A 19,258-nucleotide genomic window follows, 5' to 3' on the forward strand; every position below is an offset into this window, starting at 1 on the left:
CGCAATCGCCCAAAGCCCGCCATAGGATGCAACCGCACACAGCAAGACCCGGGAACTGCCACATCGCCGTCACTAGCAGGAACCGCACGAAGCGGTCAGAGGAGATAAGAGTATGAGCAAACCAATACTGGCAGGCCTCGTCGCCGGCCTTTCGCTGCTCGGTCTGGCAGTTGCCCAGGCGGCCGTGAATCCGGAAAACGCCGATGCCGCCTACAAGGGCCAGGCCTCTGCCGTCGACCCAGCCAGCGCCCAAGTGGTCCATTCGCCCGGAGCACCGGATCTGAACGCCGCCGAATTCGAGAAAGCCAAGGAGATCTACTTCCAGCGCTGTGCAGGCTGCCATGGTGTCCTGCGCAAGGGCGCGACCGGCAAGCCGCTGACCCCGGATATCACTCAGGCACGCGGACAGGCCTATCTCGAAGCGCTGATCACCTACGGCTCGCCTGCCGGCATGCCCAACTGGGGGACGTCGAATGCGCTGACCAAGGATGAAATCACCTTGATGGCCAAGTTCATCCAGCACACCCCGCCGACTCCGCCGGAGTGGGGCATGGCTCAGATGAAGGATTCCTGGACGGTGCTGGTCAAACCCGAGGACCGCCCGAAGAAGCAGATGAACAAGCTGGACCTGCCGAACCTGTTCTCCGTCACCCTGCGCGACGATGGCAAGATCGCCCTGATCGATGGCAAGACCAAGGACATCGTCAAGACCATCGACACCGGCTATGCCGTGCACATCTCACGCATGTCCGCCTCCGGCCGCTACCTGTTCGTGATCGGCCGCGACGCCAAAATCGACATGATCGACCTTTGGGCCAAAGAGCCGATCAAGGTTGCGGAAATCAAGGTGGGCATCGAAGCCCGCTCGGTGGAAACCTCGAAATACAAGGGCTACGAAGACAAGTACGTGATCGCCGGTGACTACTGGCCTCCGCAGTTCACCATCATGGATGGCGAAACGCTGGAGCCGCTGCAGATCGTATCCACACGCGGCATGACCGTCGGCACCCAGGAATATCATCCGGAACCGCGCGTAGCGGCGATCATTGCCTCGCACGAGCACCCCGAATTCATCGTCAACGTCAAGGAAACCGGCAAGGTCATGCTGGTCAACTACGAGGACATCGACAATCTCTCCACCACCATGATCGGCACCGCGCCCTTCCTGCACGACGGCGGTTGGGACGTCAGCCATCGCTACTTCATGACGGCGGCGAACAACTCCAACAAGGTCGCGGTGATCGACTCCAAGGACCGCAAGCTCGCCGCGCTGGTCGATGTCGGAAAGATCCCGCATCCGGGCCGCGGCGCCAACTTCGTGCATCCCAAGTTCGGTCCGGTCTGGGCCACCAGCCACCTGGGCGATGAAACCATTTCGCTGATCGGTACCGATCCGGCGAAACACCCGAACCAGGCCTGGAAAGTGGTCGAAACGCTCAAGGGCCAAGGCGGCGGCTCGCTGTTCATCAAGACCCACCCGAAATCCAATCACATCTACCTGGACACCACATTCAACCCTGACGCAAACATCAGCCAGTCGGCCGCGGTGTTCGACATCAACGATCTGGGGGCCGGATACACTGTGCTGCCGATTGGCGAATGGTCGGGCCTGACCGGAGGCGCCAAGCGCGTCGTGCAGCCGGAGTACAACAAAGCCGGCGACGAAGTCTGGTTCTCGGTATGGAGCGGCCAAGAGGAGCAATCGGCGATCGTGGTGGTCGATGACAAGACGCTAAAACTGAAAAAGGTGATCAAGGACAAAAGGTTGATCACCCCAACCGGTAAATTTAACGTCTACAACACTCAGCACGACGTGTACTGAGTGCCCCATCGGGGGAGCGCAGACTCCCCCATCTAGCCTTGAGGAAGTAACTCATGAAGAAAGTACTGGTTCCACTGCTCGCCCTAGGCGGCGCGATGCTGTTCCAGCCCGCCATGGCGCAGGACGGTGAAGCACTGTTCAAGAGCAAGCCTTGCGCTGCATGCCATAGCATCGACGCCAAGATGGTTGGCCCTGCACTGAAGGAAGTAGCCGCCAAGTACGCCGGACAGGACGGCGCTGCCGATCTGCTCGCCGGTCACATCAAGAATGGCACCGTAGGCGCCTGGGGCCAGATCCCGATGCCGCCAAACCCTGTCACCGAAGAAGAAGCCAAAACCCTCGCCGAGTGGGTTCTGAGCCTCAAGTAACGCCCAGGAGGACATCATGATTCGGTCCCGACATGCAGTCATCGGTTTGGGGCTCACCCTGGTGTCCCTCTTCCCCTTTTCCATTGCCCTGGCCGACGGCCCTACAGCCGAACGCCAGGGTCAACTCGAGCATCTGCTCGTGCAGGACTGCGGCTCATGCCACGGCCTGCGTCTGACCGGTGGCCTGGGTCCGGCTCTGACCCGCAGCGCCATCGCCGGCAAACCCCGCGACACCCTCATCGCCACCGTCACCCACGGTAGACCCGATACCGCCATGCCTGGCTGGAGCGCGCTGCTCAGCGAGCAGGACATCGTCTGGCTGGTCGACCGATTGATCGAAGGAAAATCCACGCCATGATGCGCCCATCCCTGTTGCTGGCCGCCGCCAGCCTGCTCCTCGGTGCCTGCGCCGCACAACCGCTACGTGGCACCGGTGACCTTGGCGTGGTGGTAGAGCGTGCCACTGGCGCCCTGCAGATCGTCGAAACAACCGGCCAGATGCGCCTGGCCCGGATTGAAGGATTGGGCGACCTGTCGCACGCGTCGGTGGTGTTCTCCCGCGACGAACGCTTCGCCTATGTCTTCGGACGCGACGGCGGGCTGACCAAAGTCGACCTGCTACGCCGGCGCATCGACAAGCGCATCATCCAGGGCGGCAACAGCATCGGCGGAGCCATCAGCCAGGACGGCCACCTGATCGCCGTCGGTAACTATGAACCAGGCGGGGTCAAGGTCTTCGACGCCGATAGCCTTGAGCTGGTGGCTGACATTCCGGCCACACCGCTGGCCGATGGCAGCCGCAACTCCCGCGTGGTCGGCGTCATCGACGCCCCTGGGCGGCGCTTCATCTACAGCCTGTTCGACACCAACGAAACCTGGCTGCTGGACTTCAGCCAGGGCAACACGCCGGCCATCACCCGCTTCGAGGGCGTCGGCAAACAACCCTATGACGGCCTCTTGACCCCCGACGGGCGCTACTACATCGCCGGTCTGTTCGGCGAAGACGGCATGGCCAAGATAGACCTCTGGCACACCGCCCGCGGCGTCGAGCGAATCATCGACGGCTATGGCCGCGGCCAGGAAAAGCTGCCGGTCTACAAGATGCCGCACCTTGAAGGCTGGACGGTCGCCGGCAACCAGACTTTCGTGCCCGCCATCGGTCAGCACCGGGTGCTGGTGATGGACTCGCAAAGCTGGAAGCAGACCGATGCCATCGACGTGGCCGGCCAGCCGGTGTTCGTCATGTCGCGTCCGGACACTCGGCAGATCTGGGTCAACTTCGCCCATCCCGACAACGGCAAGGTGCAGGTGATCGACAGCGAAACCCACGAGATCATCAGCACGCTGGAACCCGGCCCGGCGGTGCTGCATATGGAGTTCACTCCACGCGGCGAGCAGCTCTGGCTGTCGGTGCGCGACGGCAACGAGGTGCAGGTCTGGGATCCCTATGCGCTGAAGCTGATCAAGCGCCTGCCGGCCGACAGCCCGAGCGGGATCTTCTTCACCAGCCGCGCCCACGAGACGGGGTTGTGACATGCAGATCGATCCGCTCAGCCGCCGCCTGATCGACCGCTTCCAGCACGGCATGCCACTGTGCGCCGAGCCTTACCGCGCCATGGCAGACGCCTTGGACTGCAGCGAAGCCGAGGTCCTTGCCTGCCTCGAACGCCTGGAGCACGGCGGCGGCCTGTCGCGCGTCGGTCCGGTGTTCGAGCACAGCCGCGCCGGCGCCAGCACCCTGGTCGCCTTGGCGGTCCCAGAGGCGCGCCTGGAGTCGGTCGCCGCCCGTATCAACAGCTATCCCGAAGTCAACCACAACTACCTGCGCGAGCATCGCTACAACGTCTGGTTCGTGGTAACCGGCCCCGACCGCGCCCACGTCGATGCGCTGCTGGCACGGATCGAGGCGGAAACCGAACTCACGCCGCTCGATCTGCCGATGCAGGCCGCCTACCGCATCGACCTCGGCTTCCCCATCGGAGACGCCTCATGAACGCCCTGCTCGACGATCTTCAGACGCTGCAATTGCGGCGCCTGCTCGAAGCGGGCCTGCCACTGGCCACCCGCCCCTATCAGCTGCTGGCCGAGCGCATTGGCGCCAGCGAAGAGACGGTGCTGGAGCAGGTCCGGCGTTGGAACGACAGCGGGCTGTTTCGCCGCATGGGGCTGGTCATCAAGCACCGCGCCCTGGGCTTTCGCGCCAACGCCATGTTGGTGATGGATATCCCGGACGAGATCGTCGACGCGGTCGGTCACAGTCTCGGCCAGGCCGCCGGTATCAACCTCTGTTATCAGCGGCCGCGACGTCTGCCGGACTGGCCCTATAACCTGTTCTGCATGGTCCACGGCCGCGAGCGCGAGCAGGTCTGCCGGCTGATCGCCGCGCTGCTCGCCGAACACGGGCTCAGCGACGTGCCGCACCAGCTGCTGTTCAGTACCCGCGCGTTCAAACAATGCGGTGGCCGTTACGCCCCACCCGCGCGCCCGGTGGCCGCCCATGGATGAGCTCGACCGGCGCCTGATCAATCGCCTGCAGCACGGCCTGCCGCTGGTCCGTCACCCCTGGCAGGCGCTGGCCGCGGAGCTGGACGCCGACGCCGCCCAGCTGCGCGAACGCGTCCAGGCGCTGCTCGATGACGGCACCCTGACCCGCTTCGGGCCGATGTTCGATATCGAACGCCTCGGCGGCGCCTTTACCCTCGCCGCACTTTCGGTGCCGGAAGAGCGCTTCGATCGTATCGCCGAGCAGCTGGCGGCCATGCCCGAAGTAGCGCACAACTACCGCCGCGAACACGCCTGGAACATGTGGTTCGTGCTCGGCTGCGCCACGCCGCAGGGCATTGCCGAGACCATTGCGCGGATCGAAGCCGAGACCGGCCTGCCGGTGCTCAACCTGCCCAAGGAGGAGACCTACCATGTCGGCCTGCACTTCGCCGTTTGATCCCGCCGAGCAGGCCGAGCTGGCCGGCCGCCTGGTGTCGCTCACCGAAGGCGGGCTGCCGCTGGTGGACGATCCCTGGGGCTGGCTCGCCGAGCGTCTGGACATCAGCGCCGACGCCACCCTGGCGCTGTTGCAGCAGCTGCAGGCCGACGGCGCTATTCGCCGCGTCGCCGCGGTTCCCAACCATTACCGCCTGGGCTATCGCCACAACGGAATGACCGTCTGGGATGTGGACGACACCAAGCTTGCCCGCCTCGGCCCGCTGATCGGCGAGCAGGCCTTCGTCAGCCATTGCTACCGTCGGCCACGGCAGGACGGCTGGCGCTACAACCTGTTCGCCATGGTGCACGGCCGCAGCGCAGAAGAGATCGACGGCTACCGCGCGCAGATCCGCGCCTTGCTCGGTAGTGCCTGTCGCGCCGACGAGATGCTGGTCAGCAGCCGTATCCTCAAGAAGACCGGATTGCGTGTGGGCAGCCCTCGCTAGCGCCGCCGCTAACGCGCTGCAGCCGGGCCATCAGAACCGCCACTCGGGCTTGAACAGACCGACCACGAAGAAGAGCGTGGAGAAGCCCCACATTACCAGCGCATACAGGCGGATCTGCTCGGCATTCCAAGGCCAGGCGAACCAGTCCAGAACGACCATGCTCTTCCAGCCCTCGATCCACTGGGCCCCGCCCCAACTGATGATCCATTTCCAAAACGCGCTGTTGAGAAGGTAAAGCGCAACGAATTCGGTGGTGCTCATTCAGCGTGTCCTGAAGATCCCTGCAAGGAAGCCGGGGAACCCGGCCAGGTGTTTATCCGCATCCCATCCAAACGGGACGCTTGCGACATTATCGGGACCGATTTCTTTGCGTCCACCACAGATCATGGGCACGCGTTCCGTTTGTGAAGAAGGCCAAACCCAGCTCAGGTCTGTTCAAGGCGCATGTCCTTACCAGGACCAAGGCTTTTATTGTTTCCAGTCAAGGATTGGACGGTGTCGCTCGGAGATGCTGCGTCCATCGAACCACGCAAGACGCGTGACGCGGGGAGAGACGCTCATGTTGAGAATCAGCCATTACCTGCGCGCCCTCGCCCGGCCCGCCATGCCGGTACTGGGCGCGCGCAGCACGGGTGCGGCGCGCCCGCCGGTGGTGATCTGGAACCTGTTGCGCCGTTGCAACCTGACCTGCAAACACTGCTACGCGACCTCCGCCGACAGCGTGTTCCGCGACGAGCTGGGCACCGCCGAAGCACTCAAGGTGATCGATGATCTGCATGAAGCCGGCGTACGGGTATTGATCCTGTCCGGTGGCGAGCCGCTGCTGCGCGAGGACATCTTCGAATTGTCCGAGTACGCGCGCCTACGCGGTTTCTTCGTCGCGCTGTCAACCAATGGCACGTTGATCGACGAGCGCAACATCGAGCGGATCGCCGCGGCGAAGTACGACTACGTGGGCATCAGCATCGACGGGCTCGAAGCAGTGCACGACGACTGGCGCCAGCTCAAGGGCAGCTTCGCCGCGTCCATGCACGCCATCGACCTGTGCCGCCAGCACGGCATCCGGGTCGGCCTGCGCACCACCCTGACGCAGAACAACTACCCGCAACTGCCGGCTCTGCTGGCGCTGATGCGCGAGCACGACGTGCAGAAGTTCTACCTCTCGCACCTCAACTACAGCGGGCGCGGCAAACGCAGCCGCAAGGCCGACGCCCATCACCAAATGACCCGCGACGCCATGTACCAGCTGTTCGAGCAGGCCTGGGACGACGTGCAACACGGCCGCGAAACCGATTTCGTCAGTGGCAACAACGACGCCGACGCCGTGCTCCTGCTGCAGTGGGTCGAGCAGCGATTGCCGGAGCACCGTGACCGCCTGGAGCGGATGCTGCGTGCCTGGGGTGGCAACGCCTCGGGCAGCGGCATCGCCAACATCGACAACATCGGCGACGTGCACCCGGACACCTACTGGTGGCAGCACACCGTCGGCAATGTGCGCCGACAGCCGTTCCGCGAGCTGTGGCTGGACAAGCCCGAGCCGCTGCTCACCGAGCTGCGCCAGCATCCGCGCGCCATTGGCGGGCGCTGCGCCGAGTGTCGCTGGCTGTCGATCTGCAACGGCAATACGCGCACCCGCGCCTGGGCCGAAGGAAACCTCTGGGGCGAAGACCCCGGTTGCTACCTCAGCGATCAGGAGATCGGTTTGCCGCAACCGCAGCGCATCCCCAGCCTCTCCATTTGATACCGAGCGCGGCCCCGAGGCCGCCCAAGACCTACCGCAGTCCGACGAGATTTCAGGAGTTCGCATGGATCAGCCAATCACCCTCCCCGCTTCGCTCGGCGCCACGTTGGCCCCGGGCGAAGTCGCCTTGATCGGCGCCGGCCCCGGCGACCCCGGGCTGCTCACGCTGCGGGCCTGGAGCCTGCTGCAACAGGCCGATGCGGTGGTCTACGACCGCCTGGTCAGCAATGATCTGATGCAACTGTTGCCGGCCGGCTGCGTCCGCCACTACGTCGGCAAGACCAGCGGTTACCACAGCCTGCCGCAACCACAGATCAATCAGCTACTGGTGGACCTGGCGCAACAGAACCTGCGTGTGGTGAGGCTCAAGGGCGGCGACCCTTTCATCTTCGGCCGCGGTGCCGAAGAGCTCGAGTATCTGTTGAAGCGCGGCATCAATGGTCAGGTGGTGCCGGGCGTAACCGCAGCGGCTGGCTGCAGCGCCTATGCCGGCATTCCGCTGACCCACCGCGACCTGGCGCACTCCTGCCAGTTCATTACTGGTCACCTGCAGGAGGACGGCGCCCTGCAACTACCCTGGAGCAGCCTGGTCGAGGGCAAGCAGACCCTGGTGTTCTACATGGGCCTGGCCGCACTCGGCGAGATCTCGCGCAACCTGATTGCCGCCGGCCTGCCGGTCGATACCCCCGCCGCGCTGATCGGCAATGGCACTCGCGCCGACCAGCGCGTGGTGCGCTGCAGCCTCAAGCAACTGCCGGGCATGGCGCAGACGCACCAGCTGCTGCCGCCGACGCTCACCGTGATCGGCCAGGTGGTTGGCCTGTTCGCCGACACCGCACTGGAGTTCCCCGCTCGGATGCTGGCCACACGTCAGGCGCAACCCGTCCAACAGGAGGCCCTATGCGAGTAGTCCCGGTTCTTCTTTTGGCATGGTCTGGCGCAATTCAGGCGGCGCCGGAGGTGGTCAGCCTGGAACAGGCCAGCGCGCTCTACGAGCAGCATTGCCTGAGCTGCCACGGCGTCAACCGCCTCGGCGGCGCCGGCCCGGCGTTGCTGCCGGAAAGCCTCAGCCGGCTCAAGCCGGACGAGGCCCGCGCGGTGATCCATGACGGCCGGCCAGCCAGCCAGATGGCGGCCTTTGGCGATCGCCTCGACGCCGCTCAGATCGACGGCTTGGTCAACTACCTCTACCAGCCGGCCGCCACCCCGCCGACCTGGAGCGACGATGACATCCGCACCAGCCACCGAATCCTTGCCGACGTGAAGGCTTTGCCGAGCACGCCGCAGCACGGCGCCGATCCGCTCAACCTGTTCGTCGTGGTCGAGGCCGGCAATCACCACGTTCGCGTGCTGGACGGTGATCGCTTCGAGGAGCTGGCCAACTTCCCGTCGCACTTCGCCCTGCACGGCGGGCCGAAGTTCTCGCCGGACGGCCGCTTCGTCTACTTCGCCTCGCGCGACGGCTGGGTCAGCGTCTACGACCTTCACAACCTGACCATGATCGCCGAGGTGCGCGCCGGCCTGAATACCCGCAACCTGGCCGTCAGCAATGATGGCCGCTGGGTGTTGGTAGGCAACTACCTGCCAGGCAATCTGGTGCTGCTCGACGCCCATGACCTGTCGCTGGTCAAGCACATCCCGGCGGTCGCCGTCGACGGCACGCCGTCGCGGGTCAGCGCGGTCTACACCGCGCCGCCGCGAGACAGCTTCGTGGTCGCGCTGAAGGACGTTAAGGAAGCCTGGGAGCTGTCCTATGCCGGCACACCGAACTTCCAGCCACGGCGCATCCCGGCTGCGGACTTTCTTGACGACTTTTCCTTTACCCCGGACTACCACTACCTGCTGGCCACCTCGCGCAAGGCCCTCGGCGGCCAGGTCATCGATCTGGACACCGGCGAGGCGGTCACTGACATTCCGCTGCCGGGCATGCCGCACCTCGGTTCGGGCATTTACTGGAAACGCGACGGCCAGTGGATCTTCGCCACACCCAACGTCAGCAAGGGACTGATCTCGGTGCTCGACCTCGACACCTGGAGGCTTGTCAAGGAGATTCCCACCGAAGGGCCGGGCTTTTTCATGCGCAGCCACCTGAACTCGAAATACGCCTGGACCGATGTGTTCTTCGGCCCGAACAACGACGCCGTACACCTGATCGACAAGCAGACCCTGGAAGTCGCCCATACCCTGCGTCCGATGCCTGGCAAGAACGCCGCCCATGTCGAGTTCACCAACGACGGCCGCTATGCCCTGCTCAGCGTCTGGGATACCAATGGCGCGCTGATCGTCTACGACGCCAAGACCCTGGAAGAGATCAAGCGCATCCCGATGAACAAGCCCTCTGGCAAGTACAACGTCGGCAACAAGATCGAGTTTGCCGAAGGCACCTCCCACTAGATCGGCTCAGGCTTCAGGCGGTTATCCGCGCCTGAGGCCTAGCGTCTGCGGTTGTTTTTTATCATTCCAACCTGCTTTCATATCATTCCCTTTGATATGAGCCCTTCCCATGGACATCGATCTCGCCCGTACTTTTCTCGAGATCATTCGCAGCGGCAGCTTCATCGCTACTGCCGACCGTTTGCACATCACCCAGACGGCGGTGACCGCGCGGGTACGTAGCCTGGAAACACAGCTCGGTTGCCGACTGTTCATACGCAATCGCGCCGGGGCGCGGCTAACCGCCGATGGGGAGCGCTTTGTCGCCTACGCCACGCAGCTGGTGCAGACCTGGGAAACGGCGCGACGCGACCTGCCGCTGCCGCGTGGCTACGACAAGCTGTTGTCACTCGGTGCCGAGATGAGCCTGTGCAACCCGCTGATGCTCGCCTGGGTGCAGCGCCTGCGCCAGGTGATGCCCGACCACGCGCTGCGCAACGAGGTGGCCAGCGGCGATGAGCTGCAGAAGCAGCTCGATCTGGGCGCGCTGGACGCGGCATTGCTGCATCAGCCCGAATACTGGCCGGGCCTGCAGGTGGAGCAGTTGCTGGAGGAAAAACTTATCCAGGTGGTGCATGCGAGCGAGCCGGATCCTTATCTCTACGTCGACTGGGGTCCGGCGTTTCGTCAGCAGCACGACCTGTCGCTGCCCGGGCACATGCGCGCCGCATTGTCGTTCAGCCTGGGCCCGCTGGCGCTGCAGTATCTGGTCCAGTGCGGCGGGCGCGGCTACTTCCGCACGCGTGTGGTGCAGCGCTATCTCGATGAGGGCGTGCTCAAGCGCGTCGAGCAGGCGCCGGAATTCAGCTATCCGGTCTATCTGGTCCACTCTCGTGCGGCGCAATCGCCGGCGCTGCTCAAGGCGCTGGAGCTGCTACGCGAGGTCGCCCGGGACGATTACGACTGGTCGCGCTGGGCCTATGAAATCTGAACCGGCACGGCCCTCGAGTGCTCGGCCCACTTCATCCAGCGCACTTACACGTGGGGGCGAATCGCTCCGGCTGACGCCCCGTCACTGAGCCGGATCGCCACGGGTAGCCAGGGCGGATTCAGCGCTTCTAGCACATCCGGCGGAGACGAATGCACGACCGCAACCAATGGTTCAGGCGCTCTCGCAAGGGCTCTGCTTGCTCGCCGAGGGGTTGCCTTGCCGCCTGCACCAGCAGGGCGCAAGTCAGTCGGGCAGATGCTTGAGCCAGTTCCGGTAGAGCGCGGCAATGAGGTCGGTCTGAGTGATCATGCCGACCAGCCGCTGCTGATCGTCGACCACCGGTAGGCAATGCAGGCCGCGGTCGGAGAGGAGGAACACCAGGTCGACCATGTGGCAGTCCTGGGTTACCGAGACCACGGGCGTGCTCATGATCGTGCGTAACTGGACGCCGCGAAGGAACTTGAGCTGGCCGAACTTGATCCGTGCCGACGCTGGCTGGAAGTGCTTGAGCAGATCGACCAGGGTGACGATACCCACCAGCCGTTGGCTGTCGGGCTCCAGCACCGGGAAGGAGTGCAGGCGGTGTTCGCGCAAGGTTTGCCAGGCCCGTTGAATCGAGCAATCCGGCGTGCCCCAGTAGAGATCGCGGGACATGATATCGGCCGCGGTGATCTCGCCCATGCTGCGCCGCAATGCATGTTTTTCGGTCTGCTTGATCAGCTGGGCGAGATCGTCCCGGGTCACGTCGACGTACTCACCGAAGTCTGCCAACGCCTGCTCGACGTCGTCCTCGCTGAAGCTCATGCGTTCGCTGGGCAAGGGATCATGGGTGTGATGCGGGTTGTCTTTTTGCGGGCGCGGTTTCGGATAGGCATGTCCGCTGAGGTTGTTGTAGATCAACGCAACCGTGACCAACAACAGCGAGTTGAATGCGACCGGATAGAGCAACTGAAAACCGTAGGCATGTAGCTCCGGGGTGCCAATCACCGCCACCAACGCCAGCGCCGCGCTGGGCGGGTGCAGGCAACGCAGGCCGAACAGGCAGACGATCGTCAAGGTTCCGGTCAGGCCGGCAGCCGTCGCCACCGGAAGATCAGTGGCGCCCAGCGCGACACCAATCGCAGTCGCCAATAGATTGCCGGCGGTCACCGACCATGGCTGGGCGAAGGGACTCGACGATGCGGCAAACAACAATACAGCCGACGCGGCTGTCGGCGCTGCCAATGGCAGGGTGATCGAGACACCGAAAAGCAGGGCTCCGGCCGGGATAACCACGAGTAGCGCCAGACCAATACCGATTGCCGCGCGCAGCCATTCCGCGGGACGTGCCGAAAGCGGCGCCGGTGCGAAGGATCGGCACCAGTCGAGAAGACGTTGTTGCATGTGGCCTGCTTGATCGAAGGGAGGACGTACTGCGGTCGTCCGGCAGGACGCGATACCGCCATCGGGCTGCTTACCGGCGCACGAAAAAGAGGCACAGCCAGCCCAGCCGCACATTGTCGGTGCGTCGAGTCAGCGCCGCCAATGAATCCTATTGATCCTTCGATGCAATAATTTTGCTAACAATCCACTACTGCAGCCTCGCCATCACCGTCTCATGGCGGCGTTGAGCGCGAGCGGGTTGGCGATGCCGCTGTTGAGATCGACGATGCCGTTGATTTCCCGCGAATGGGTAGCCAGGGTCTCGACCTGGTGCGACACCTGATCGAGACCGTTCGCGAACGGTTCGCTTGCATCCGAAGATGATCGTCAGCCCCGCGAGGTTAGCTGAGCGTGTAGCCGTTATCGACCACCCAGTCCTGGCCGTAGACGCCGCGAGCGCCCTGGGACAGCTGGAACAGGATGACATTGGCAACCGCCGCCGATTCGAGGAAGTGCCCCGGCAAAAGACGCTTGGTGACGCCTTCGGCGACCTGTTCGAGCTGCTCGTCGGGCAACCCCAGGGTGCCCCATATCGCCGTGGCGGTCGGGCCCGGCGAGACCACGTTGATGCGCACATCCAGGGGCGCGAATTCCACCGCCAGGGTGCGCGCCTGGGCCACCAATGCCGCCTTGGTAGCGATGTAGGCAGCCAGGCCGGGAAAGGTTCCGCGCGTCAGGAAGGTGCCGACGAACACCACCGAGGCGGGTTTGGCCAGTTCGGCGCGCAGTGCCGCCAGGGTATTCAACGCGCCGGCGCCGTTGACCGCCCACTGACGATCGAAGCAGGCCATGTCGAGGCTGTCGCCCAGCTCGGCGATGCCCGCGTTCGGTACCAGATAGTCCACCGGCCCGAGTTCGGCAGCACGCCGGCTCAGCGCCAGCAAAGCGTCCGCAGAGGTCACGTCACCCGCCAGCCAGTGCAGCTGCTCGGAATAGGTTTCCATCAGCTGCCCCAGACCGCCCAGGTTGCGCGACATGGCCAATACGCGAGCGCCACGCTGCAGCAACGCCGCGCACAATGCCAGTCCAATCCCGGAGCTGGCTCCGGTGACCACGGCCAGACGGTCCTTGAATTCAGTTTTCATCATCATCTCCGATGCCGGCGTTCGCCGAGCCGCAGGCTGCCCGTCCCAGGATGGGCAGGCAGCGGTTTTTCAGTGGGTGAACAGGGAAACCGAGAAGGCGCCAGGACAACGATCAGCCAGGGTGACCGTCGACCCGCGCAGTCACCAGCATCGGCGCATAGCGCCAGGCATACAGGGCGAACGCCAGCACCCAGCAGATGGTGGCGAGCCAGAGCCCGGTCATCGGCCACTGGCTGGCGAGGAACACCCGCGAGACGGCGCCGAGGTTGAACAGCACGAAGGCGGCGACGATGCCCGACGGCAACTGCAATGGGCGTCCGGTATGGCCAAGGGTGACCCGCGCGATCATCGCCAGGATCAGCCCGCTCATCGAGCCTACCGAGAGTGCATGCAGCGCAGCGCTGGAGTTGGCCAGCAGGCCGAAATTCCACAGTGCCAGGCCTGCCGCGGCAATCACCAGCCAGAGCATTGCCAGGTGCAGCGACCAGAGCAACGACACTCGCCAGATCCCCGCGTCGTACCAGCGAGTCAGGCGCAGCAGGTGGCCGATGGCGATGGCGAGAAACAGCACACCGAGCCACACGTTCGGTAGCAGCGCGACGCCGGCGGCATAGAGCGCAGCGACCAAGCCGGTCCCGACCAGCAACGCCACGTCCAGCCAAAGCCAGGGTTTCACGGCTTCGCTGCGACCGAGGCCGCGCTGGGTGAAGAACGGAATCACCCGGCCTCCGATGATGGCCATCAACGCCGCCACCAGCCACAGCCCGGCGAGCACGCCCTGGCGCTGCAGCCCATCGTCGCTCAGGGCGACGCCGCAGAGCACCAGCACATCGGCACAGGTCATCAGGGTGAGTACGGCGATGATCGGGTAGTTGCGTTTCTGCCTGGCCACCCAGAGCATGCGCGCCATCAATCCGGTCACGCCGAGCAGAAATAGCAGGTCCGCCACGATCAGCAGGCCGATCGGCGCACCCAGCAACCAACCCAGCCGCGCCAGCAGCCAAACGCCCGCCAGCGCTGCCAACCGGTTGCCGGAGACGCCGGGCTGGCCGGTCCAGGTCTGCCCCGCCGTCAGCAGGAAGCCAGCGACGATTGCCATGGCGAAGCCGAACAGCATTTCGTGGCGGTGCCAGGCGAGCCAGCCGCCGGTGGGGTGAAAGCCCGACCACAGTCCGGTCCAGGCCCCGATCCACAACGGGATCGCCAGCATCGCGAAGAGGCTGCCGGCGAGAAAGAATGGACGAAACGCGAGCCGCCAAAGGGGCGGGATACTGAGGGCTTTTCGCCGATCGATGACTTGCACGGGGCCTCCTGACACTCATTCTGCAACGGCCGGCGAAGCAGTAAGCCGCCGGACCGAGGAACCAGGGCGCCGAGATTCCCGGAGCCAGGGTTACTTTTTACAGGGTAGGAGGCGTTCCCAGACTTGATTGCAATCAGTTTTTGCTGAGGGTCCCGCTGGCAGGCCGTGGCAGGGTTGCAGCCGGCATCCGGCATCCGGCAAGCGGCGCCACGCCTCGTCGAGCCGCCGACTGCCGAGCCACGGTGGATGTAAAAGGCGACATCCACCCTACGCAGCTCTTCATGAGAGCCCGTGCGTGGCGCCGACTGATGCAGGTGGCTTGTTTTTCTGTGGGAGCCCGTGCGTAACGCTGCGTTGTGCAGGTCGCACACTTCTTCTGTGGGAGCCGCGACCCGCGGCGAATGGCGCAACTCGGTGCCGGAAAAGCTTCGCCCCGGGTCGGGGCTCCCACAAATCGAGCCCGTGCGTGACGCTGCGTTGTGCAGGTCGCACACTTTTTCTGTGGGAGCCGCGACCCGCGGCGAATGGCGCAACTCGGTGCCGAAAAAGCCTCGCCCCGGGTCGGGGCTTCCACAAATCGCGCCCGTGCGTGGCGCTGCGTTGTGCAGGTCGCACGCTTTTTCTGTGGGAGCCGCGACCCGCGGCGAATGGCGCAACTCGGTGCCGAAAAGCCTCGCCCCGGGTTGGCGCTTCCACAAATCGCGCCCGTGCGTGGCGCTGCGCTGTGCAGGTCGCACACTTTTTCTGTGGGAGCCGCGACCCGCGGCGAATGGCGCCAAGTCAGCGCCGAAAAGCCTCGCCCCGAGGGCGGTTCCTACAGGAAAAGCGCAAAGACAGTCGGTTGCGACGCTATTTCGGCTCGTGCTTGACCACATCGGCGGCGCTGCTGTCGCCGTCGTTCATTGACTTGCGAAAGCCACTGATCGCGCCGCCCAGGTCGGAGCCCAGGCCGCGCAGGCGCTTGGTGCCGAATAGCATGATCACGATCATCAGCACGATCAGGAGTTGCCAGATACTGATACCCATCATTGCAAATACCTCGTTTCAAGTTGTGTTGATCGGCCGGTGCCGACGGCCGATCAGTGGCCGCCGTGGGCCTGTTGATGATCGGTCATGTCCATGGACATGGTGGCTTGGGGTTGCAGCACGGCCTGGTCGATCTCGTCGAAGCGCAGCACCCGCCCACCCTGCTCGGCTGCCAGGCGCTGTGCGTCGGTTTCCTTGGCGAAGGTCGCCAGTACCGCGCCCATCGCGCCCTTTAGTTTCGTACCGGCCACATAGTAGGCGCTGGTTGCATCGATCAGGTAGTGATCATCGGGTTTCTCCCAACTGCTGCGGCCCATGTCGTGAACATAGAGCTTGGCCTGCAGCGTGCGGTTTTCCGGCTGCAACCACCAGCCGAGCAGTTCCGCGGTGGAACAGAATTTCCTCACCTTGCCCTTCTCCACCGCCTCTCCCTTGGGGCCGGGGAAATCGCTGATCGCCATGCCGCAAACGTGGCACTCATCGCTGGCATGGAAGGCCACCGGCGCCAGCGCCTGTTCGTTGGTCTCCGGCTCGTTGCAGGCAGCCAAACCCAACAGCAGCGCCGCGGTTAGCAGCAGTCGTGACGAACGGATGTATAGCGCATTCATGGTTACAGTTTCCTTCTCGTAGTCATGCCAAACGGCGGCGGAACACGCCATAGGCCAGTAGCAGCGAAACGCCCACCCAGAGCAGCAGGCATAGCCAGAGCGCGGCACCCGGTAGCGGCAGATCGCCGCCCAGCGACAACACACCCATGGCGTTGCCACCTTCGAAACCGGACAGATTGATCAGGCGGTAAATGTCGGCGGGGTTGAGCAGCAGCAACCAGGGCAGCGCCTCGGAGCTGAAGGTGCCCTCGCTGAGCACCAGCAGCGCCAGCAGGACCAGATCGAACACCAGCACGAAGAGAAACCACACGCCGAGCGCCAAGCCGGCCGCACTGGATTTCTCGCTGACCTTGCTGCTCAGCACATAGGCCATGGCCAGAAATACCCAGCCAAGCAGCGTCGAAGACACCATGAAGCGACCGAACGCCCAGAGCAGCAGGCCGATCTCGATGTCGTCGACCAGCACCGCGATGGCCAGCATCGCGCAGCCGAAGCCGATCAGCACCGCCAACGCCAGAATCAAGCCGTGGCCGACGAACTTGCCGAGCAGAATCTGCCCGCGCCCCAGCGGATAGGTCAGCAGCAGCATCAGGGTGCCGCCCTCGTCTTCGCCGACGATGGCATCGTAGGCCAGCAACAGTGCGATCAATGGCATCAGAAAAGTCGCCAGACTGGCCAGGCTGGCGACCGTGGCCGGGATCGAGGTGAAGCCGAGCTGACCGGACGCCGCGGCGCCGAGCCAGGCGATGCCCACCGCCAGCATCGCGAACAGCAGACTGATCGCCAGCAGCCACCGGTTGCGCAGGCCATCGCTGAGTTCCTTGCGGGCGATGTTCCAGACTTGGTTCATAGCGTGCCCTCCGAGGCCCGGACGTCGCCGGCGCGCTCCATGTAATAGCGGTACAGGTCCTCCAGCGAAGGCTGATGAATCTCGATGTCATCCGGCTCGCCTTCGCCGAGCAGCTCGCGCAGCAATGGCAGTTTGTGGCCGTTGATGGCGGAAACCTCGACGCTGCGCTCGCCCAGCGTGCGGGCCGGGTGACCGGCCGCATCCCAGCGCTGGACCCAGGCCGCGCCGTTGTCCATGCCGCTGGCACGGATGCGCACCGGCAGGCCCGCCTCGACACGCAATTGCGCCAGACTGCCGACCGCCTGCAAGCGGCCTTTAGCGAGGATTGCCGCGCGGTTGATGTGCGCCTCGACGCCAGGCAGCACGTGCGAACAGAGAATGATGCTGGTGCCGCGCTGACGCAGGCGGTCGATCAGCTGATACAGATCGCCGGTGGCAATCGGATCAAGGCCCACGGTAGGTTCGTCGAGCAGTAGCAGGCGCGGCTCGCCGAGCAGCGCCTGGGCCAGGCCGAGGCGCTGACGCATGCCCTTGGAATAAGTCTTGACCCGCCGGTCGGCCGCATGGGCGAGGCCCACCTGCTCCAGCAGATCGTCGACCTGTTTCAGCGGCGCGCTCTTCAATCGGGCGAAATGCCGGAGCGTTTCGCGGCCGCTGAGCTGCGGGTAGAAGGTCACGTTCTCAGGCAGATAGCCGAGCTGGCGGCGCACCGCCGGGTCGTTCGGCGCATGGCTCAGCACCCGCACCTGCCCTTCGCTGGGCATCAGCAGGCCGAGGATGAGCTTCATGCTGGTGGTCTTGCCGGCGCCGTTGTGGCCGAACAGGCCCAGCACCTCGCCCTCGCCGAGGGTCAGGTTCAGATCATGCAGCACGGTCATGCTTCCGTAACGCTGGTTCACGCCCTGGATTTCTACAGCGCTCATGGCGTTGGCTCCTGCGTTTTGCTCATCAATGGTTCGGTTGGCGGCTTCATCAAAGGATGGCTGTCTTGCACCCCAGGCGACTTGATGACCGGGAAGGCCCGTTGAACCCAGCGCAGCACCTCGATGCTCGGGCTGTTCATCAACAACCGCACCTGCGGGTAGAGCCACAACAGACGATCGACGTTGTCGTTGGGCTCGTAGGCTACGTCGCCCCGCCCATCATCGTTGCGGTCCCAGCCCAGGTAGTCGCTCCAGTAGTTACCACGGCCGTCGATGGACCATTCCTGAGTGCGAGTGGCCACGTACTTGACCTGCTGCTGATTGTCGATAAAGGCATTGCCAGAGATGCGGTTGTCTTCCGAGCCCGCAGTCAGGTGGATGCCCAGCGCGCTTTTCTCGAAACGGTTGCCTGCGATGGTGTTGAACAAGGAGTTGTAGATGAACAGCGCCTTGCCCTCGGCGCCCGAGATCATGCTGTCGCCGGTCGAGCCGCTGCGCACGTCACTGACGACGTTGTCGCGAATGGTCGAATAGGTGATGTAGTTCATCAGGATGCCGTAGTTCTCGTCCTGCTCGGAGCGGTTGCCGATGACCTCCAGCTTGCGGCTCTGCATCAGCGCATAACCGGTACGGGTTCGACGGGTGATGTTGCCGATCACCCGGTTGTCATTGGCGAACATGTAGTGCACCCCGTAGCGCAGATCCTCCAGCACGTTGTTCTGCAACAGGTTGCCGTTGGAGGTGTCGATGTAGATGCCGTCACGGGTTTCGCGCACGTGGTTGCCGATCACCTGCGCGCCCTTCACGGCGTACAGGTGGATGCCGTTGCCGCGATCCTGCGAACGGATGTTCGGGTCGCCCTGGATGCGGTTGCCGATCAGGCTGACGTCGTGGGTGGAGTCGACCCAGACGCCCGAGCCCGGGCCCTGCATCCGGTTGTCCTCGATCACCGCGCCGTGCGCCTTCGGTCCGATGAACACGGCGGAATTGAGGTCGGTGAGGTTGTGCCCCCAATTGCGCAGGGCGCAGCCCTCGACGCTGACGTCGGGTGCGGTGATGGTCAGGGCGTTGCCCTCGCCTTGTGCGTCGATGACCGCACCGGGTTCGCAGCGGATCTGCAGCGACTCGTCGATACTGAACGAGCCGCTGTACTCACCGGCGGGCAAGCGCCAGCGCTGTTCGCCGTCCGCCTGTAACGGCAGCACGGTGATGGGTTGCGGGGCCGCCACGGCCACCCCGCAGAACAGTGCCAGCAGCAGCGCTGCCAGCGGTTGAAGCCTGGATATCGCCTGAGATCTGAGCACTGCGTTGTTCCTCT

General features: G+C 64.3%; 21 protein-coding genes. 12 read left to right on the plus strand and 9 right to left on the minus strand.

Translation table 11 applies throughout. The annotated features are described in order from the left end of the window. Positions 1-112: 112 nt before the first annotated feature. From UF78_RS18045 to UF78_RS18080, 8 genes are read left to right on the plus strand one after another with little or no spacing between them, the layout of a single operon-like run. The gene (locus tag UF78_RS18045; protein ID WP_045163599.1) at positions 113-1,822 is read left to right on the plus strand and encodes a nitrite reductase; all 1,710 of its coding nucleotides are present in this window, start codon (positions 113-115) and stop codon (positions 1,820-1,822) included. 53 nt (positions 1,823-1,875) lie between these two features. Further along, on the plus strand, positions 1,876-2,190 hold the full coding sequence (locus UF78_RS18050; RefSeq protein ID WP_045163600.1) for a c-type cytochrome: 315 nt from the start codon (positions 1,876-1,878) through the stop codon (positions 2,188-2,190). Positions 2,191-2,206: 16 nt separating this feature from the next. Next, complete coding sequence (locus tag UF78_RS18055) at positions 2,207-2,548, plus strand: c-type cytochrome (RefSeq protein WP_045163601.1); 342 nt, start codon at positions 2,207-2,209, stop codon at positions 2,546-2,548. Next, complete coding sequence (locus UF78_RS18060) at positions 2,545-3,723, plus strand: cytochrome D1 domain-containing protein (protein WP_045163602.1); 1,179 nt, start codon at positions 2,545-2,547, stop codon at positions 3,721-3,723. The genes UF78_RS18055 and UF78_RS18060 overlap by 4 nt, the downstream gene beginning before the upstream one ends. Before the next feature lies 1 nt (position 3,724). Beyond that, the gene (locus tag UF78_RS18065) at positions 3,725-4,183 is read left to right on the plus strand and encodes an Lrp/AsnC family transcriptional regulator (protein WP_045163603.1); all 459 of its coding nucleotides are present in this window, start codon (positions 3,725-3,727) and stop codon (positions 4,181-4,183) included. After that, positions 4,180-4,695 (plus strand): Lrp/AsnC family transcriptional regulator, encoded by a 516-nt coding sequence (locus UF78_RS18070; RefSeq protein WP_045163604.1) that lies wholly within the window; start codon positions 4,180-4,182, stop codon positions 4,693-4,695. The genes UF78_RS18065 and UF78_RS18070 overlap by 4 nt, the downstream gene beginning before the upstream one ends. Further along, entirely contained in the window at positions 4,688-5,131 is a 444-nt protein-coding gene (locus UF78_RS18075; protein ID WP_045163605.1) for an Lrp/AsnC family transcriptional regulator, read from the plus strand. Before UF78_RS18070 ends, UF78_RS18075 begins: the two co-directional genes overlap by 8 nt. After that, positions 5,106-5,618: an Lrp/AsnC family transcriptional regulator gene (locus tag UF78_RS18080; RefSeq protein ID WP_045163606.1), complete on the plus strand. Its 513-nt coding sequence runs from the start codon at positions 5,106-5,108 to the stop codon at positions 5,616-5,618. Before UF78_RS18075 ends, UF78_RS18080 begins: the two co-directional genes overlap by 26 nt. A 30-nt stretch (positions 5,619-5,648) precedes the next feature. On the opposite strand, the gene UF78_RS18085 is transcribed toward UF78_RS18080, so the two are convergent. Then, entirely contained in the window at positions 5,649-5,879 is a 231-nt protein-coding gene (locus UF78_RS18085) for a hypothetical protein (RefSeq protein ID WP_045163607.1), read from the minus strand. 298 nt (positions 5,880-6,177) lie between these two features. On the opposite strand from UF78_RS18085, the gene nirJ reads away from it, so the two are divergent. The 4 genes from nirJ (at position 6,178) to UF78_RS18105 (ending at position 10,723) form a co-directional block, all read left to right on the plus strand. Next, entirely contained in the window at positions 6,178-7,359 is a 1,182-nt protein-coding gene (gene nirJ, locus UF78_RS18090; RefSeq protein ID WP_045163608.1) for a heme d1 biosynthesis radical SAM protein NirJ, read from the plus strand. A gap of 64 nt (positions 7,360-7,423) precedes the next feature. Continuing rightward, the gene (cobA, locus tag UF78_RS18095; protein WP_045163609.1) at positions 7,424-8,269 is read left to right on the plus strand and encodes a uroporphyrinogen-III C-methyltransferase; all 846 of its coding nucleotides are present in this window, start codon (positions 7,424-7,426) and stop codon (positions 8,267-8,269) included. Further along, positions 8,260-9,753 carry a nitrite reductase gene (locus tag UF78_RS18100; protein WP_045163610.1) on the plus strand — a complete coding sequence of 498 codons (1,494 nt, stop codon included), beginning with the start codon at positions 8,260-8,262 and terminating at the stop codon, positions 9,751-9,753. The genes cobA and UF78_RS18100 overlap by 10 nt, the downstream gene beginning before the upstream one ends. A 109-nt stretch (positions 9,754-9,862) precedes the next feature. After that, the gene (locus tag UF78_RS18105) at positions 9,863-10,723 is read left to right on the plus strand and encodes a LysR family transcriptional regulator (RefSeq protein ID WP_045163611.1); all 861 of its coding nucleotides are present in this window, start codon (positions 9,863-9,865) and stop codon (positions 10,721-10,723) included. 243 nt (positions 10,724-10,966) lie between these two features. Here UF78_RS18105 and UF78_RS18110 read toward each other — a convergent pair whose 3' ends face one another. The 8 genes from UF78_RS18110 to UF78_RS18145 form a co-directional block, all read right to left on the minus strand. Continuing rightward, positions 10,967-12,106 carry an HPP family protein gene (locus UF78_RS18110; protein ID WP_045163612.1) on the minus strand — a complete coding sequence of 380 codons (1,140 nt, stop codon included), beginning with the start codon at positions 12,104-12,106 and terminating at the stop codon, positions 10,967-10,969. 380 nt (positions 12,107-12,486) lie between these two features. Continuing rightward, entirely contained in the window at positions 12,487-13,230 is a 744-nt protein-coding gene (locus UF78_RS18115; RefSeq protein ID WP_045163613.1) for an SDR family NAD(P)-dependent oxidoreductase, read from the minus strand. Between the two features lie 112 nt (positions 13,231-13,342). Further along, on the minus strand, positions 13,343-14,533 hold the full coding sequence (locus UF78_RS18120; protein ID WP_045163614.1) for an NnrS family protein: 1,191 nt from the start codon (positions 14,531-14,533) through the stop codon (positions 13,343-13,345). 849 nt (positions 14,534-15,382) lie between these two features. Next, positions 15,383-15,559: a twin-arginine translocase TatA/TatE family subunit gene (gene tatA, locus UF78_RS18125; protein ID WP_045163647.1), complete on the minus strand. Its 177-nt coding sequence runs from the start codon at positions 15,557-15,559 to the stop codon at positions 15,383-15,385. A 53-nt stretch (positions 15,560-15,612) separates the two neighbouring features. Beyond that, a complete protein-coding gene (locus UF78_RS18130; RefSeq protein WP_045163615.1) occupies positions 15,613-16,167 on the minus strand; it encodes a nitrous oxide reductase accessory protein NosL in 555 nt (184 codons plus the stop codon). A 22-nt stretch (positions 16,168-16,189) separates the two neighbouring features. Continuing rightward, a complete protein-coding gene (locus tag UF78_RS18135; protein WP_045163616.1) occupies positions 16,190-17,017 on the minus strand; it encodes an ABC transporter permease in 828 nt (275 codons plus the stop codon). After that, entirely contained in the window at positions 17,014-17,940 is a 927-nt protein-coding gene (locus UF78_RS18140; RefSeq protein WP_045163617.1) for an ABC transporter ATP-binding protein, read from the minus strand. Before UF78_RS18140 ends, UF78_RS18135 begins: the two co-directional genes overlap by 4 nt. Continuing rightward, entirely contained in the window at positions 17,937-19,244 is a 1,308-nt protein-coding gene (locus UF78_RS18145) for a nitrous oxide reductase family maturation protein NosD (protein ID WP_045163618.1), read from the minus strand. Before UF78_RS18145 ends, UF78_RS18140 begins: the two co-directional genes overlap by 4 nt. Between the last annotated feature and the right edge of the window lie 14 nt (positions 19,245-19,258).

The organism is Stutzerimonas stutzeri, from assembly GCF_000952685.1.
GTDB classification, from domain to species: domain Bacteria; phylum Pseudomonadota; class Gammaproteobacteria; order Pseudomonadales; family Pseudomonadaceae; genus Stutzerimonas; species Stutzerimonas stutzeri_E.

Excerpts from the sequence above, each read along its gene's own strand:
- UF78_RS18130 (WP_045163615.1), bottom strand. The coding sequence starts at position 16,167 with ATGAATGCGCTATACATCCGTTCGTCACGACTGCTGCTAACCGCGGCG.
- UF78_RS18050 (WP_045163600.1), top strand. The coding sequence starts at position 1,876 with ATGAAGAAAGTACTGGTTCCACTGCTCGCCCTAGGCGGCGCGATGCTG.
- UF78_RS18110 (WP_045163612.1), bottom strand. The coding sequence starts at position 12,106 with ATGCAACAACGTCTTCTCGACTGGTGCCGATCCTTCGCACCGGCGCCG.
- UF78_RS18070 (WP_045163604.1), top strand. The coding sequence starts at position 4,180 with ATGAACGCCCTGCTCGACGATCTTCAGACGCTGCAATTGCGGCGCCTG.
- UF78_RS18100 (WP_045163610.1), top strand. The coding sequence starts at position 8,260 with ATGCGAGTAGTCCCGGTTCTTCTTTTGGCATGGTCTGGCGCAATTCAG.
- tatA (WP_045163647.1), bottom strand. The coding sequence starts at position 15,559 with ATGGGTATCAGTATCTGGCAACTCCTGATCGTGCTGATGATCGTGATC.
- UF78_RS18135 (WP_045163616.1), bottom strand. The coding sequence starts at position 17,017 with ATGAACCAAGTCTGGAACATCGCCCGCAAGGAACTCAGCGATGGCCTG.
- UF78_RS18085 (WP_045163607.1), bottom strand. The coding sequence starts at position 5,879 with ATGAGCACCACCGAATTCGTTGCGCTTTACCTTCTCAACAGCGCGTTT.
- UF78_RS18075 (WP_045163605.1), top strand. The coding sequence starts at position 4,688 with ATGGATGAGCTCGACCGGCGCCTGATCAATCGCCTGCAGCACGGCCTG.
- cobA (WP_045163609.1), top strand. The coding sequence starts at position 7,424 with ATGGATCAGCCAATCACCCTCCCCGCTTCGCTCGGCGCCACGTTGGCC.
- UF78_RS18060 (WP_045163602.1), top strand. The coding sequence starts at position 2,545 with ATGATGCGCCCATCCCTGTTGCTGGCCGCCGCCAGCCTGCTCCTCGGT.
- UF78_RS18115 (WP_045163613.1), bottom strand. The coding sequence starts at position 13,230 with ATGAAAACTGAATTCAAGGACCGTCTGGCCGTGGTCACCGGAGCCAGC.
- UF78_RS18045 (WP_045163599.1), top strand. The coding sequence starts at position 113 with ATGAGCAAACCAATACTGGCAGGCCTCGTCGCCGGCCTTTCGCTGCTC.
- UF78_RS18080 (WP_045163606.1), top strand. The coding sequence starts at position 5,106 with ATGTCGGCCTGCACTTCGCCGTTTGATCCCGCCGAGCAGGCCGAGCTG.
- UF78_RS18105 (WP_045163611.1), top strand. The coding sequence starts at position 9,863 with ATGGACATCGATCTCGCCCGTACTTTTCTCGAGATCATTCGCAGCGGC.
- UF78_RS18055 (WP_045163601.1), top strand. The coding sequence starts at position 2,207 with ATGATTCGGTCCCGACATGCAGTCATCGGTTTGGGGCTCACCCTGGTG.
- nirJ (WP_045163608.1), top strand. The coding sequence starts at position 6,178 with ATGTTGAGAATCAGCCATTACCTGCGCGCCCTCGCCCGGCCCGCCATG.
- UF78_RS18065 (WP_045163603.1), top strand. The coding sequence starts at position 3,725 with ATGCAGATCGATCCGCTCAGCCGCCGCCTGATCGACCGCTTCCAGCAC.
- UF78_RS18140 (WP_045163617.1), bottom strand. The coding sequence starts at position 17,940 with ATGAGCGCTGTAGAAATCCAGGGCGTGAACCAGCGTTACGGAAGCATG.